General features: G+C 58.4%; 11 protein-coding genes, 1 tRNA gene and 2 pseudogenes. 2 read left to right on the forward strand and 12 right to left on the reverse strand.

The features are described from left to right. Window positions 1-8: 8 nt before the first annotated feature. The 11 genes and pseudogenes from ABS758_RS02310 to scpB all read right to left on the reverse strand — a co-directional run. A complete protein-coding gene (locus ABS758_RS02310) occupies window positions 9-476 on the reverse strand; it encodes a GNAT family N-acetyltransferase (protein WP_350389051.1) in 468 nt (155 codons plus the stop codon). Continuing rightward, window positions 477-1,058 (reverse strand): annotated as a pseudogene (locus ABS758_RS02315) (YqiA/YcfP family alpha/beta fold hydrolase); the annotation flags it as partial. Window positions 1,059-1,062: 4 nt separating this feature from the next. Next, window positions 1,063-2,499 carry a catalase gene (locus ABS758_RS02320; RefSeq protein WP_350380759.1) on the reverse strand — a complete coding sequence of 479 codons (1,437 nt, stop codon included), beginning with the start codon at window positions 2,497-2,499 and terminating at the stop codon, window positions 1,063-1,065. Between the two features lie 241 nt (window positions 2,500-2,740). Further along, window positions 2,741-4,561, reverse strand: a complete 1,821-nt coding sequence (typA, locus tag ABS758_RS02325; protein WP_350380758.1) for a translational GTPase TypA — start codon at window positions 4,559-4,561, stop codon at window positions 2,741-2,743. After that, entirely contained in the window at window positions 4,558-5,313 is a 756-nt protein-coding gene (gene truB / locus ABS758_RS02330) for a tRNA pseudouridine(55) synthase TruB (protein WP_350380756.1), read from the reverse strand. Before truB ends, typA begins: the two co-directional genes overlap by 4 nt. A gap of 35 nt (window positions 5,314-5,348) precedes the next feature. Then, the gene (rbfA, locus tag ABS758_RS02335) at window positions 5,349-5,759 is read right to left on the reverse strand and encodes a 30S ribosome-binding factor RbfA (RefSeq protein WP_350380754.1); all 411 of its coding nucleotides are present in this window, start codon (window positions 5,757-5,759) and stop codon (window positions 5,349-5,351) included. A gap of 16 nt (window positions 5,760-5,775) precedes the next feature. Then, window positions 5,776-8,790 carry a translation initiation factor IF-2 gene (gene infB, locus ABS758_RS02340; protein ID WP_350380752.1) on the reverse strand — a complete coding sequence of 1,005 codons (3,015 nt, stop codon included), beginning with the start codon at window positions 8,788-8,790 and terminating at the stop codon, window positions 5,776-5,778. A 56-nt stretch (window positions 8,791-8,846) separates the two neighbouring features. Further along, a complete protein-coding gene (gene nusA, locus ABS758_RS02345; protein WP_350380750.1) occupies window positions 8,847-10,331 on the reverse strand; it encodes a transcription termination factor NusA in 1,485 nt (494 codons plus the stop codon). Continuing rightward, a complete protein-coding gene (rimP, locus tag ABS758_RS02350) occupies window positions 10,328-10,798 on the reverse strand; it encodes a ribosome maturation factor RimP (RefSeq protein ID WP_350380749.1) in 471 nt (156 codons plus the stop codon). The genes nusA and rimP overlap by 4 nt, the downstream gene beginning before the upstream one ends. 238 nt (window positions 10,799-11,036) lie before the next feature. After that, window positions 11,037-12,686 (reverse strand): 23S rRNA pseudouridine(2605) synthase RluB, encoded by a 1,650-nt coding sequence (rluB, locus tag ABS758_RS02355; protein ID WP_350380748.1) that lies wholly within the window; start codon window positions 12,684-12,686, stop codon window positions 11,037-11,039. 67 nt (window positions 12,687-12,753) lie between these two features. After that, window positions 12,754-13,296: pseudogene (gene scpB / locus ABS758_RS02360) on the reverse strand (SMC-Scp complex subunit ScpB); the annotation flags it as partial. Window positions 13,297-13,364: 68 nt separating this feature from the next. Between scpB and ABS758_RS02365 the strand changes: the two are divergent. Together ABS758_RS02365 and ABS758_RS02370 are read left to right on the forward strand one after the other, a co-directional pair. Then, window positions 13,365-13,441: transfer RNA gene (locus tag ABS758_RS02365), tRNA-Met, on the forward strand. A 120-nt stretch (window positions 13,442-13,561) separates the two neighbouring features. Then, window positions 13,562-14,560: a site-specific integrase gene (locus ABS758_RS02370; RefSeq protein ID WP_350380744.1), complete on the forward strand. Its 999-nt coding sequence runs from the start codon at window positions 13,562-13,564 to the stop codon at window positions 14,558-14,560. Window positions 14,561-14,694: 134 nt separating this feature from the next. Here ABS758_RS02370 and ABS758_RS02375 read toward each other — a convergent pair whose 3' ends face one another. After that, window positions 14,695-14,937 (reverse strand): hypothetical protein, encoded by a 243-nt coding sequence (locus tag ABS758_RS02375; RefSeq protein WP_350380743.1) that lies wholly within the window; start codon window positions 14,935-14,937, stop codon window positions 14,695-14,697. Between the last annotated feature and the right edge of the window lie 12 nt (window positions 14,938-14,949).

Here is a 14,949-nt window from a genome sequence, read left to right on the forward strand (position 1 = left end):
GAGCCTGATCAGAACCGCAGCCGCATCTGCCGATGCTCAATCCCTGCGTCCATAAAGGTTTCACCCTCTTCGACAAACCCGTGGCGTGCATAAAAGGGCCGGGCCTGCAGCTGTGCGGCCAGCACCACCTGGGTATCACCCCGCTGGCGCGCGGCATCCATCAAGGCATTCAGTAATAAAGACCCCACTCCGGCACCCCGCCACGGGTGGCGCACCGCCATACGACCAATATGGCCATCAGGCAGCAAACGGCCTGTACCCACCGCCTGTCCGTCACCTGCGTATGCCACAGCGTGCACACACTGTGCATCTTGAAGATCCATCTCTTCTGCCAGGGGGACGCCTTGCTCGTGCACAAAGACTTCAAGGCGAATCGGGCCGGCTATATCGCTGAGTTCGTTCCAGGTGCCGGTGATAACCACGGGCGCCTGCTTGGCCCGCATGCCGGGCCTGGCACCCTCCTGACTGACCGCCATCGGGCCCGTCAGGCTAAAGGCCAGCACCTCTGGGAGCCATTGGGAAAAATCAGAGAGCCCATGATCGCTGCCCTGGATGATATGTTGCCGGGCACCCGAAAAGCGTTGTTGCATCTCACGCCAATTCAGCACCTCATCTCCGGTGGCCGCCAGCAAAAAGTAACGCTCCGGGTGTGTCAACTCTGGAATATCTGCTTCTGCCCGAGCCAGTTCATCCACGTATTCAGGCAGAAACTCGAAAGGATGGTTGCCATGAAAAGTACGATGTGACCCTACCTGAGTGGCCAAATCCCGCGAGGCATGCACCACGGGATTCAGCAGTACGGCGCGACACCCCAGTTGCTCGGCCAGCCAAGTTGTATAAAACCCACCAAGCGATGAGCCAATGACGGTGAGTGCATCGGCGTTTGCCAAGGCTTGCCGGGCCAGTGCCAGGCCCAGCCGCATGGCGGCGGCCGGGCTGGCTGGCAACTGCGGGCAACACCACTGCGCGGCCAGGCCCCGATCAGCCAGGGCCGCAGCCAGCAAGCCAGATTTGAAGGACTCTGGTGAAGACCGGAACCCGTGCAAATAAAGAATCATCGCCTCAGGCACCCAACGCACGAATGGCTGCCGCAACCCCGGCGCCGTAGGCAGGATCTGCCTGGGTACAATGCTGAATATGCACGGCCTGCACCTCTGGTGTCACCCCCGCGATGGCTCGGGCGGTATTGTCAAAAAGCGCTTGCTGCTGTGCCGGCGTCATCAGGCGAAACAGATCACCAGGCTGCGAAAAATAATCGGTGTCTTCACGATGATTCCAGTGATCTGCTGCACCCTCAAGGCTGAGTGGCGGCTCTTTGAATTCGGGCTGTTCCTGCCACTGGCCCGAGCTATTGGGCTGATTGCCTGTAAGGCCGCCATAGTTACCATCCACCCGCATCGCGCCATCCCGGTGAAAGCTGTGATATGGGCAACGAGGCGCATTGACCGGAATCTGGTGGTGATTGACCCCTAGGCGATAACGCTGGGCGTCTCCGTAAGAAAACAGGCGAGCCTGCAGCATGCGATCGGGCGAGAACCCGATACCAGGCACCACGTTGGCAGGCGTAAAGGCGGCCTGTTCAACTTCTGCAAAGAAGTTTTCCGGATTGCGATTAAGCTCGAGAGTACCCACTTCGATCAGAGGATAATCACCATGGGGCCACACCTTGGTGAGATCAAATGGGTTGAGATGATACGCACTGGCCTCGTGCTCGGGCATGATTTGCACGGAGAGTGTCCAGCGCGGAAACTCTTGGTGTGAGATGCTTTCGTATAAATCACGTTGGGCACTTTCACGATCACGCCCAATCAGTTCGGCTGCTTCAGCGTCTGTCAGGTTGCGAATCCCCTGCTGCGACTTGAAATGAAACTTTACCCAAAAACGCTCTTGTTGCGCATTAATAAAACTGAAGGTGTGGCTGCCAAATAAATGCATATGGCGGTGATTTGCAGGAATACCGCGATCACTCATCACGATGGTGATCTGATGCAAGGCCTCCGGCAGGCCTGTCCAGAACTCCCAATTATTTTGGGCGCTACGTAAGCCGGTGCCCGGATCACGTTTCACAGCGTGGTTCAGATCGGGAAACTTGAGCGGGTCTCGAAAAAAGAACACCGGCGTGTTGTTGCCCACCAGGTCCCAGTTGCCTTCTTCGGTATAGAACTTCATGGCCACGCCGCGGATATCACGCTCGGCATCCGCCGCACCACGCTCTCCAGCCACTGTCGAAAAACGGACAAACACGGGGGTTTGCTTGCCTACCTGCGCAAATATCTTTGCCCGGGTATAGCGGGTGATGTCCTGGCTGACAGTAAACATGCCATAGGCACCGGTACCTTTCGCGTGCATCCGGCGCTCGGGGATCACTTCACGGTCGAAGTGCGCGAGTTTCTCGAGTAACCAGACATCCTGCAGCAGTGCTGGTCCACGAGCGCCTGCAGTGAGGATGTTTTGATTGTCGACCACTGGTGCGCCGGCAGCTGTCGTCAGCTTTTTCATGGAATTCTCCTGGTGACAAGATTGATCATGGCCTTGAGTGCGTCATGCACACCCTCAGTTTGAGCCATCCCTGACAGACAGTCTAAACAAGATTTCCGCATTAATAAAATTGATTATTTATTATTGGTAATTAGATAAATACTATTGAACTGAAATCCACATAAAAAACCGGAGTTTGGACATACATCCAAACCCCGGGAATTTTAAAACCAGCTATCGGGCGATACGTCTAATAGCTGTGTCAGGCTGATTCGCGCAGACTGCGACGGCGCTCGTGCTCCTGCAAGAAGCGCTTGCGCAAGCGAATGGACTTGGGCGTGACTTCAACCAGCTCATCATCAGAGATGAACTCGACTGCGTACTCAAGATTGAGCGCAATCGGCGGCACCAGATCAATGTGCTCGTCCTTGCCGGAGGCACGTACGTTGGTGAGCTTCTTTTCCTTGATGGGGTTGACCACCAGATCATTGTCACGCGAATGGATCCCAATGATCATGCCTTCATACACAGGGTCCTGGGGGGACACGAACATGCGGCCGCGCTCCTGCAGCTTCCACAAGGCGTAGGCCACTGCCGTGCCATCATCCTGGCTGATCAGTACACCGTTGCGACGTTCGCCGACGCCGCCCTCACGTACGGGAGCGTAATCGTCAAAAATATGGCTCATCAGACCCGTGCCTCGGGTCAGGGTCAGAAACTCACTCTGGAAGCCGATCAACCCACGGGCGGGAATACGGTACTCGAGGCGGGTACGGCCACGGCCATCCGGCACCATATCCTGCAAATCACCCTTACGACGGCCCAGCTCTTCCATCACGCCGCCCTGGTGGCCGTCTTCAACGTCCACAGTCAGGAGCTCATAGGGCTCGCACCTGACGCCGTCGATCTCTTTGTACATCACACGCGGACGCGACACGGCCAGCTCATAGCCCTCGCGACGCATGTTTTCCAGCAAAATCGTCAAATGCAGCTCGCCACGACCACACACCTCGAATACGGTGTCATCGTCTGTGTCGTTCACCCGCAAGGCCACGTTGGACTTCAGCTCGCGATCCAGGCGATCACGCAGCTGGCGGCTGGTAACAAACTTGCCTTCGCGTCCGGCCAAAGGCGAGGTGTTCACCATGAAGTTCATCGTCAGGGTGGGCTCATCGATGTGCAGCATGGGCAGCACTTCGGGGTTGGCCGGATCCATCAGCGTGCAGCCAATCCCGATCTCTTCAACCCCGTTGATCAAAACGATATCGCCGGCTTCGGCAGAATCCACAAGCTCGCGATCCAGGCCCTTGAACTTGAGTACCTGATTGATGCGACCCTTGAAGGTCTCACCCTCCGGACCAAACATGCCTACCACATCCTGGCCTGCATGCAGGCGGCCACGGTTGATCCGGCCTACGCCAATCTTGCCCACGTAGCTGCTGTAATCCAGAGAAATGATCTGGAACTGCAGGGGGCCATCGGCATCATCATCACGCTGAGGCACATATTGCATGATCGCGTCAAACAGGGGCCGCATGGTGCCCGATCGCACATCGCTTTCCAGGCCCGCATAGCCGGCCAAACCAGATGCGTAGATCACTGGGAAATCCAGCTGCTCTTCGGTGGCGCCCAGCTTGTCGAACAAATCGAAGGTGGCATTCACCACGTAATCGGGACGCGCGCCCGGGCGATCTACCTTGTTAACTACAACGATCGGCTTCAAGCCCAGGGCCAATGCCTTGCGGGTCACAAAGCGGGTTTGCGGCATCGGACCTTCAACAGCATCCACCAGCAGCAACACGCCATCAACCATCGACAGCACACGCTCTACCTCACCACCAAAGTCCGCGTGTCCCGGGGTATCAATGATATTGATATGTGTCCCTTCGTACTCGACCGCACAGTTCTTGGCCAGAATGGTGATGCCGCGCTCGCGTTCGATATCGCCGGAGTCCATGACCCGTTCGGACACCTGCTGGTTGTCGCGAAAGGTGCCGGACTGTCGCAGCAGCTGGTCGACAAGAGTGGTTTTGCCATGGTCGACGTGGGCGATGATCGCCACGTTACGCAAAGCTCGCTTCATAGGATGTTTTCCTCGGTAGTGACACTTGCCGGACGCAGGCCGTCAGGCAAGGCGTGTAAAGGGATCAGCGCCGACTGCGGCGCGGGCATGGCCTGCAAGGCCTCCAGCCCAATGGCCTGCTCGATCGAAAAAGGCCCGATCGCGGTGCGACGCAAGGCGGACAGATGGCCCAGACACCCCAGGTGACGGCCAATATCCTGAGCCAAGGTACGCACGTACGTGCCTTTGCTGCAATGCACTCGCACGCGTGCCTGGTTGCCTTCGCAACTCAGCACGTCGAGGGCATGAATCGTAATCTGACGCGGGGGTCGTTCAAGCTCGATGCCCTGGCGGGCGTATTCGTACAGCGGCTTGCCATCGCGCTTCAAGGCGGACACCATCGGCGGAATCTGCTGGATCTCGCCTCTGAAAGACGCCAAAGCGTCCTCCAGCTGGGCGGCGGTCACGGCAGGGGTCTGCCCGGATCGCGCTACGATATGGCCGGTCAGGTCGCCACTGTCAGTTTCCTCACCAAAAGTGATGGTGGCGTCATACACCTTGTCAGCCTCCAGCATGGCAGCAGAAATCTTGGTCGCACGACCAAAGCAACAAATCAGCAATCCGGTGGCAAAAGGATCCAGCGTGCCGGTGTGGCCCGCCTTGCGGGCATCCACGGTTCTTTTGGCACGCTGCAATGCGTGATTACTGGAGAGGCCCTCCGGTTTGTCCAGCAACAGGACACCGTCGAGCATCTGCCCGCGTCGGGAAGCCATCGTTCAATCCGTCCAGATGAGTGACGACCGCCCTATCAGGGCTGGCCGTCCGGGTCTTCGAGCTCGGGAATCTCCGATGCGCCCGCTTGGGGGCGATTGGCCCGATCGATGAGTTGTGTGAGTTCGATCCCGCGCGCCAGTTGCACATCGTGCATAAAGCGCAGCGTCGGAACCGTATGAATCTGCAGCAACTTGAAGAGCTGCGAATGCAACCAGCCCGCCTTGCTGTTCAAGGCCTGGGCTGCTGTGTCGGGTTCTGCACCCAATACCGTGAAATACACTTTGGCATGGGCGTAGTCGGCCGACAGATCAACCCCTGTCAGGGTGATCAGGCCAGCCTGAGAGACATCCAGCTCGCGGTGCACCAGGGCCGCCAGATCTTTCTGGATCTGGTCGGCCAGCCGGGTATTGCGGCCTGGATTCGGTTTGGTTTTATGACGACCCATGACAGACAGCCCTCACTTACAGTGAGCGGGCAACTTCCTTGATTTCAAAGACTTCGAGTTGATCACCGACTTCGATATCATTGTTGCCCCGGAGCGTGATCCCGCAATCAAAGCCAGACTTGACTTCTTTGACGTCGTCCTTGAAGCGGCGCAGGGACTCGAGCGTACCCGACCAGTGCACCACATGGTTGCGCAGCAGGCGAACCTGAGAATCGCGCTTGACCAGGCCTTCGAGCACCATGCAGCCGGCAATGTTGCCCACCTTGGATACGGTAAAGATCTCGCGGATCTCGACGAGGCCGATGATTTCTTCGCGTTTCTCGGGTGCCAGCATGCCGGACAAGGCATTTTTGACGTCGTCGATAGCGTCGTAAATGATGTTGTAGTAGCGCAGATCGATTTCGTTGGTTTCTGCCAGTTTCTTGGCAGACTGATCGGCACGGACATTAAAGCCGATCACCACGGCACCCGACGCGATAGCCAGGTTGACGTCGCTCTCGGAGATACCGCCCACCGCAGCGTGCACCACCTGTACGCGGACTTCGTCCGTGGACAGTTTGACCAAAGACTGCACCAGGGCTTCTTGTGAACCCTGCACGTCGGTTTTGACGATCAGGGGCAAGGTACGAACACCCTCGCCCAGGTTGTCGAACATGGACTCGAGCTTGGCAGCCTGCTGGCGTGCCAGCTTGACGTCGCGGAACTTGCCCTGACGGAACAATGCGATCTCACGTGCCTTGCGCTCGTCGTTGAGCACCAGCACCTCGTCTCCGGCGGCCGGCACTTCGGCCAGGCCCTGGATCTCGACCGGCGTAGACGGGCCGGCCTCGGCGGTGGGCTTGCCCGTATCGTTGAGCATGGCGCGAACCTTACCAAAGGCCACCCCGGCCAGCACCGCGTCGCCGCGATGCAGCGTACCGCTTTGCACCAGAATGGTGGCCACAGGCCCGCGACCTTTGTCCAGACGGGCTTCGATCACGATGCCCTTGGCCGGTGCGTCTACCGGTGCCTTGAGTTCGAGGATTTCGGCCTGCAGCAAGACGTTTTCGAGCAAATCATCCACACCCTGCCCGGTTTTGGCAGACACCGAGATAAACGGCACATCGCCGCCGTATTCTTCGGGCACGACTTCTTCGGCAACCAGCTCTTGCTTGACACGCTCGGCATTGGCTTCGGGCTTGTCGATCTTGTTGATGGCCACAACCAAAGGTACATTGGCCGCCTTGGCATGGTGAATGGCCTCGCGGGTTTGCGGCATCACGCCGTCGTCGGCGGCAACCACAAGAATCACGATATCCGTGGCTTGTGCACCGCGTGCCCGCATGGCCGTAAAGGCTTCGTGGCCCGGGGTATCCAGAAAGGCCACCACGCCGCGATCGGTTTTGACGCTGTATGCACCAATGTGCTGCGTAATCCCGCCTGCTTCACCCGTAGCCACCTTGGTACGGCGGATGTAATCCAGCAATGAGGTCTTGCCGTGGTCGACGTGACCCATCACAGTCACCACCGGTGCGCGAGGCAAGGCTTCGGTTTCGTTGGCTTCGGTATCGGCCAGGAACGCCTCGGGATCGTCCAGCTTGGCTGCAATCGCAGTATGCCCAAGCTCTTCGACCACAATCATGGCGGTTTCCTGATCGAGAATCTGGTTGATGGTTACCATCTGGCCCAGCTTCATCAGGTGCTTGATGACTTCCGCCGCCTTCACTGCCATCTTGTGGGCCAGATCAGCCACCGAGATGGTCTCGGGGACATGAACCTCACGGGCGATGAATTCGACTTGTTGCGGCTCTTGGTGATGCTCTGCGTGACGGCGGCCTTGCTTGCGCCCACCCTTGCCACCACGGCCAGACTTGTTGCCGGAGCGCCAGGCGTCTTTGCTGGTGCCAGCCGACAGCGTATCGGCCTTGGACGGCTTCTTGCGAGCATCGTTGGACCAGCTGGAAGACACATCCGCTGCCTTGATGACCTTCTTGCCTTCGGACTCTTTCTTGGCAGTACTCTTGCCCGCAGGTTTATGCAGGGTTTTAGAGCTGGATTCTTCGGGCTCGGCTGCGCGCAACACTTTGCGCGGCTGACGCATCATTTCACGCAATGCAGCGGCCTCGGCCTCTGCTGCCTTGCGGGCACGATCCCGATCGGAATCCGGTGCCGCCGGCGCGCGGCGTGCCTTGCCCGGTGTCGCGGCAGGTGCAGCCACGGGTGCGGAGGAAGCCTCCGGCCGCGAGGGGCTGCGCCGTGCAGGCGTGGCATCAGAATGCGTTTTTGAACGAGATGCGGCAGACGTCTCGGCAGGCGCAGCCTGCTCGACGACGGGGGTTTCACTCACGATAGTCGGCTTTGTATCAGTAGAAGGTGCTTCAACGGTGTCTGGTTGAGCTGCATCGGCCGCTGCAGGCTGCTGCGCGACAGGCGTGGCTTCTGCAGACGGCGCGTCTGTGCGGGATTCGGGTGTGGCATCTGCCTGATCTGCGTGTGCAGACCCTGCATCCACATCGGAGGCAGAGGCTGGCGCAGCAGGTGTCTCGGCGACCGGAGCAGCTTTGGCTGGTTCGGAAACCGGTGCAGAGGTTTCAGTGGGCTGCTCTTGTGCCAGCTTTACAGACTCATCAACCACTGGGGTAGCGGTGGCTGCAATAGCTTCTGGCGCAGGCGAAGAATGAATCTCTGCCGCCTGGGCAGGCTCGCCCGCAGCCGCAACGGCCTCGGCTCGCGCAGCATCCAGCAACTCGGCACGATCCCGCTTGACCAGCACCCGCTTCTTGCGAACCTCGACTTGAATGGTCCGTGACTTGCCAGTGCTGTCAGCCTGATGGATCTCGGAGGTCTTGCGGCGTGTGAGCACTACCTTTTTGCCTGATTCTGCCCCGCCGTGCGAGCGACGCAGTGACTCGAGCAAGGCACTTTTATCGGCCTCGGTCACGTCTGCATTCACCGTATCGAGCTGGACACCGGCCGAGCGGAAATGGTCCAGCAGGACGTTGGCAGGCATGTTCAGTTCTTCGGCGAATTGGGCGACGGTGTTACTCGGCATTCGACTCTCTCTTTAACTTCGTTAAGGGGCGCGATGGGGTGCGATGCGACAAGACCTCAGGCTTTGTCGTCTTCGAACCAATGGGCTCGCGCCTGCATGATCATGTCACTGGCAGTTTCTTCAGACAGACCGGTGAGTTCAGCCAGTTCGTCTGCGGCCAGTTCGGCCAAATCATCCAGTGTCGTGATCTCGTTTTCGGCCAGTTTGGCAACCAGCGGGGCATCCATGCCCTTGATCTCCAGCAGATCACGGGCTGTTTGTACACGTTCTTCTTGGGCGATGGCCTCGGTGAGCAAGGCATTACGGGCCCGCGTGCGAAGCTCGTTGACGGTTTCTTCGTCGAAGGCTTCGATGTCCAGCAGCTCTTGCATGGGCACATAGGCGACTTCTTCGAGGCCGGTAAAGCCTTCATCAATCAGAATATCGGCAACTTCTTCGTCCACATCCAGCCTGGTGATAAAGGCATGGCGCAAGGCAGTACGCTCGACATCCTGACGATTCTGGCTTTCTTCAGGCGTCATGATGTTGATCTGCCAGCCGGTAAGCTCGGATGCCAGGCGGACGTTTTGACCTCGCGCACCAATAGCCTTGGGCAGGTTTTCTTCGTCGACCACGACATCCATGGCATGTTTGTCTTCGTCGACCAGGATGGACTCGACGTGCGCCGGCGCCAATGCACCGATGACGAACTCGGCCGGATCATCCGCCCACAGAACGATGTCGACTTGCTCTCCACCGAGCTCGTTGCGCACAGCAGTGACGCGAGAACCGCGCATGCCCACGCACGTGCCGATGGGATCGATACGCTTATCGTACGCCACCACGGCAATCTTGGCACGCACACCGGGATCCCGGGCGGCCGCCTTGATTTCCAGCAAGCCTTGCTCGATCTCGGGCACTTCGTTGTCGAAGAGCTCGCGGATGAAATCGGGTGAAGTACGCGACAAAATCACTTGCTGGCCGCGTGCCGTGTGATCTACCTTGAGCACCCAGGCGCGGACACGATCGCCCGAGCGGATGTTTTCTTTGGGGATCATCTCGGATCGGGGCAAACGGGCTTCGACCTTGCCGATTTCGATGATCGCATCTCCTTTGTCGAGCCGCTTGACGGTACCCGAGACAATGGATTCGCCACGATCGAGGAAATCGTTGAGCACCTGCTCGCGCTCGGCGTCACGGATCTTTTGCAAGATGGCCTGCTTGGCCGCTTGCGCACCGATCCGACCAAACTCGATGGGCTCGAGAGGCTCTTCGATGTATTCGCCGATCTCGATGCCAGGCACAATATCCTGGGCATCGGTGAAGAGCTCCTGCGCATCAGGCTCTTGAAGCCCGGCTTCGTCGGGCACCACCAGCCAACGGCGAAAACCTTCGTGCTCGCCAGTTTGGCGATCGATGGCCACGCGAATATCCACGTCTTCTTTGAAGCGTTTTTTCATGGCAGAAGCCAGAGCGCTTTCGAGTGCGTCAAACACGACATCGCGTTCAACGTTTTTTTCACGCGCCAAGGCGTCGACCAATAGAAGAATTTCGCGACTCATCGCTTCTTACCCTTGAAATCGAGAACAGGATCCAGGTGAGCCCGGTCCACATCGTCAAAAGAAAATGGCAGCGTCTGCAACTGCCCGGCCTGGTCTTCGTACTCCAGACTGAGCTGGGAGGGGTCATCCTCCGACGTGCGCAAAATGCCGGTAAATACCTTGCGGGATTCAATCGCCTCGTGAAGCCGAAGCTCGATGCGTTGGCCCGCAAACCGTTGGTAATCATCCAGACGACGCAAAGGGCGGTCGACACCAGGAGAACTGACTTCCAGGCGCTTGTAGTCGATGTTCTCGACTTCAAACACATGAGACAGCTGGCGTGAGACTTGTTCGCAATCGTCGATACGGACACCTTCAGGACGATCAATGACCACACGCAGCAGCCCCAGGGGCGCGCGCTCGACATCGACCAGTTCTATATCAAACCCAAGCAAAGCCTGCTGGGTGACAGCAAAGATATCCGCCATAAATTCCAAAAAAAAGGGGCTGTCCAGCAGCCCTTTGTTTACCTTGTGGCTTGCGCCAAAAGGCTGATTCAGGAACCGCCAAAGACCCGCGACTAATCTGGCATTACCTTAATAAAAGGCAAAACCCCAGACTAGGCAGGCCTTCGGGGGACACAGCACTTGTATGTGCTGTAAAGCCTTAGATTATAACAGCATTTCTGTGTTCACATAAGGATTTTTAATGTTTCAGCGCCTCGGGTTAACGGGCGCGTCCCACCCGACCCAACTGTGATTCGTGAGCATGCGCCCCGGAGGGTTGGTGCTCGCCGCCTCCCTGACGACGCGGCTTGGCAGCACTCCGATTTTGCTTTTGACCCGAAGCCTGTTGCCCTTTGGGTTTTGGCCCCCCTGCTTTCTGACCAGCAGGCCGTGGCGGCCGACCGCCTGGCGTACGAGGAGAACGCTCGGCGGCAGGCCCCTGACCGGCAAACTCTGTCGGTGCCTGGGCATCTGCAGGTTTGGATCCCCGACGAGGTTTGCCCGGACGTGCTCCTTGGGATTTTGGCCGCGAGGGCTTATGGTTGCCCGCGCCTTGAGGCGCTTCGGCATTTGCCCCATGAGGCCTGCCCGGCCGGCCCTTACGAGCCGGCTTCCCGCCTTTTTGCTCGCGCTCGGCGGTGGGGTGTCCGTTAGCCAGACCGCCGCTGATCAGCAAACCCGGCGTAAAGGGATCAATGGTGCTGCGTCGCCCGCCAGACACACGTCCGCGCCGGTTGATGCGCGCACCATTTTGGCCATTTTGGCCAGGCGTACCATAACCCGGAGGCAAGGCACTGGCATGCGACAGCGGCTGGCGCTCGGCTTGCTCGTCGGCATCATCGGCCGCCCGAATCAAACCAAGATGCACCATCAGGGCACCCACCAAGCGCTCGTCGAGTTCATCCCAGCGACCACGGCGCATGTTGCTGGGCAGCATGACTTCGCCAAAACGAGTACGGATCAGACGGCTGACGGTGACTCCAGCAGCCTGAAACATGCGCCGGACTTCGCGGTTGCGCCCCTCGGACAAGGTGACGCGATACCAGCGATTGCTGCCCTCGCCGCCGATATATTCCAGTGAATTGAACTGTGCCATGCCATCTTCGAGCTGGATGCCAGTGGTGAGCTCGGCCTGTTTGGCCTCATCCAGCTCGCCCAGCACTCGCACAGCGTATTCACGCTCGGAGCCATATCGGGGATGCGAAAGGCGATTGGCCAATTCGCCCGAGGTCGTAAAAATCAATAAACCTTCGGTATTGAGATCCAGGCGCCCCACCGACAGCCACTTGCCACTGCGAATACGTGGCAGGCGTGCAAATACGGTTGCCCGCCCTTCGGGGTCGTCGTGCGAGACGATTTCACCGGCTGGCTTATGGTAGAGAATCACACGCGGCAACTTCCCGGCCCTGGGCCGAGACACCAGACGCCCGTTGACCCGTACTTTATCGTTGGGCCCAACTCGTTGCCCCACATGGGCGGGCTCGCCATTAACCGACACGCGCCCGGCAACGATAAGGTCTTCCATGTCGCGCCGCGATCCAATACCGGCTTCGGCCAGCACCTTGTGCAACTTGGGCATCAGCGCATCTGTGTTGAGATACGGATCAAGGTGATGTTGCGCCTGGTGGGTATCACTGAGATACGACAAGGCACGATCTGCTTCTTCGGGCGACCCGGCATCTACTTGCGGAACATCAGCCTCTGCCTCCGGATTGACGGCGGCATCCCCCCGACGACGACGAAACGGAGTGCGCAATTTCCGCCCACCCCGCGAGCGCCCTGAGGGCCCACGCTCTTTGTTCCCGGCCTCTTTGGGCGTTGCGGGAGAATCCGGTACGGCTGTGGGTGTCGTTTCGAGTTCTGCTGTCATGGGGGTCGGTGACTCCTTCACAAAATTCTGTTCATTATTGAGCGGCCTCCCGGGTGTCGGGGTCAGCCAATATCAGGTCGCCCAGAACCTGCTCGGGTTCTGTGTTTTCGAGAGACGGTAGTTCATCCAGCGCACGCAGACCGAGGTCTTCAAGAAAACGACGCGTGGTACCAAACAGCGCTGGGCGCCCGGGAGCATCCCGATAACCCAGTGTTTCGATCCAGCCTCTGTCTTCGAGGGTGCGAATAATTTGAGCAGATACCGTCACACCCCGGATATCTTCGATATCGCCTCGGGTAACGGGCTGGCGCCAGGCGATGATCGCAAGGGTTTCCAGCACGGCACGCGAGTATCGAGGTGGTTTTTCAGGGTTTAGGCGCCCCAAGTAATGCTGCATGTCGGGACGGCTTTGAAACCGCCAGCCACTGGCCAACTGCCTGAGCTCGAGACCTTTTTCTTGCCAATCGAGTTGCAGGGTTGCCAGATGGCGCCGGACATCGTCCCCGGAAATCGTGTCATCAAAGAGCCCGCGTAACTGGGCAATCGATAAAGGTGCATCCGCACACAACAAGGCGGTTTCTAGTACCCGCAAGATTTCCGTTTCCGCCATTTTATCCTGATCCAAGAAGATTTGCTTGCTTTATTTTCGCAGACTATGCTATAGTTATGTTCTTCAGACGCGGGGTGGAGCAGTCTGGTAGCTCGTCGGGCTCATAACCCGAAGGTCACAGGTTCAAATCCTGTTCCCGCAACCAATAAAATCAAGGGCTTACCGAATTTCGGTAAGCCCTTGTGCTTTCTAAATTCGGTTTTTGCTGCAATTTTGCTGCACTTGTCGCTACACCTGACTCCAACCACACATTCTGGAGCAGAACATGGCAAGCATCACAAAGCGCGGCTCGTATCAGTACCAAGCTACTATCCGCCGAAGCGGCTACCCGACACAAACAAAAACGTTCGAGACCAAGCGCGAAGCCGAAACCTGGTCGGCCACGGTCGAGTCGCAGATGGCCCGAAAAGTCTTTGTGGACCTTTCCGAGGCTGAGCGCACAACGTTCGGCGAAGCCTTGAAGCGCTATGAGCGCGAAGTCACCCCCACACACAAAGGCGCACCCGCAGAGCGCGCCAGGCTGCAGCAACTGCAAAAACATCCGCTTGCCCTACGCACCCTAGCCAGCCTGCGCAGCGTCGACTTCTCGACATACCGGGACGAGCGGCTGAAAGAGGTCGCCCCCAAGACAGTACATCTCGAATTATCGCTGATGTCGTCCGTCCTCGTTACCGCAAACAAGGACTGGTCCATCCCCATTAGCAACCCTATCGCGAACATCCGCAAGCCTAAGCTGCCTCCCGGACGAGAGCGCCGACTTGAGGACGACGAAGAGGCGCGACTGTTTGCCGCCACAAGTGACGCCCGTGCGTCGACACTGAGTACCTGCGTTATTCTGGCTATTGAAACGGGGATGCGCCGAGGGGAAATAGCACTGCTGACATGGAACCAAGTTGACTTCAAAAACAAAGTCATCCGGCTCGGCGCGGCAGACACCAAGAACGGCGAGCGACGTATCGTGCCACTCTCAGAGACCGCAGAAGAAGCCCTTCTCTCGCTGCCACGTCCGCTGCACGACGGGCGGCTCATGAGCTTTCACGACTCCAATGGGCTTGGCGCCGCATTTGCGAGGGCGTGTGAGCGCGCGGGCATTGAAGGGCTGCGCTTTCATGACCTGCGGCACGAAGCGGCCTCGCGGCTCTCCAAGAAAATGCCACCAACAACGCTTGCAAAAATCATGGGCTGGAAAACTTTGCAAATGGCCATGCGCTACTACAACCCGACTGCCGATGAACTGGTAGACGCCATCAGAAAGGTGGCCTGACGGCTGACTGCCTGCATCGGAAGAACGGCCCCAGTTGGGGCCGTTTGTTCAGAATCATTCAAGCCAAAAAGGGCAGCCACAGTCGCTGGCCCCCTTCTCCTTCATTCCCACACATCTCAAGCAGCCTAACCCCTTCAGGGATGAGCCGAGAGCTGCGCGAGCATGTTCGTCCACTCCTTCATGTAGGCGCTTTCGCCATCGCCGGTCGTGACCGCCCACTGCTCATACAAAAATAATACAAAACGCTGAACCTCGGTTGACGCACACTCCAGCCCAGCTGGTACCAACGGCCCCACGCGGGGGTCTTGCCGCATAAGCTCCAATGCCATTGCCACACGGTTGCGTCCCTGCTCTCCAGGCCACACAAGGTCTCGCATTCCTATGTTCCC

This window comes from Castellaniella sp. FW104-7C03 (genome assembly GCF_040276085.1).
In the GTDB taxonomy this organism is placed as follows: domain Bacteria; phylum Pseudomonadota; class Gammaproteobacteria; order Burkholderiales; family Burkholderiaceae_B; genus Castellaniella.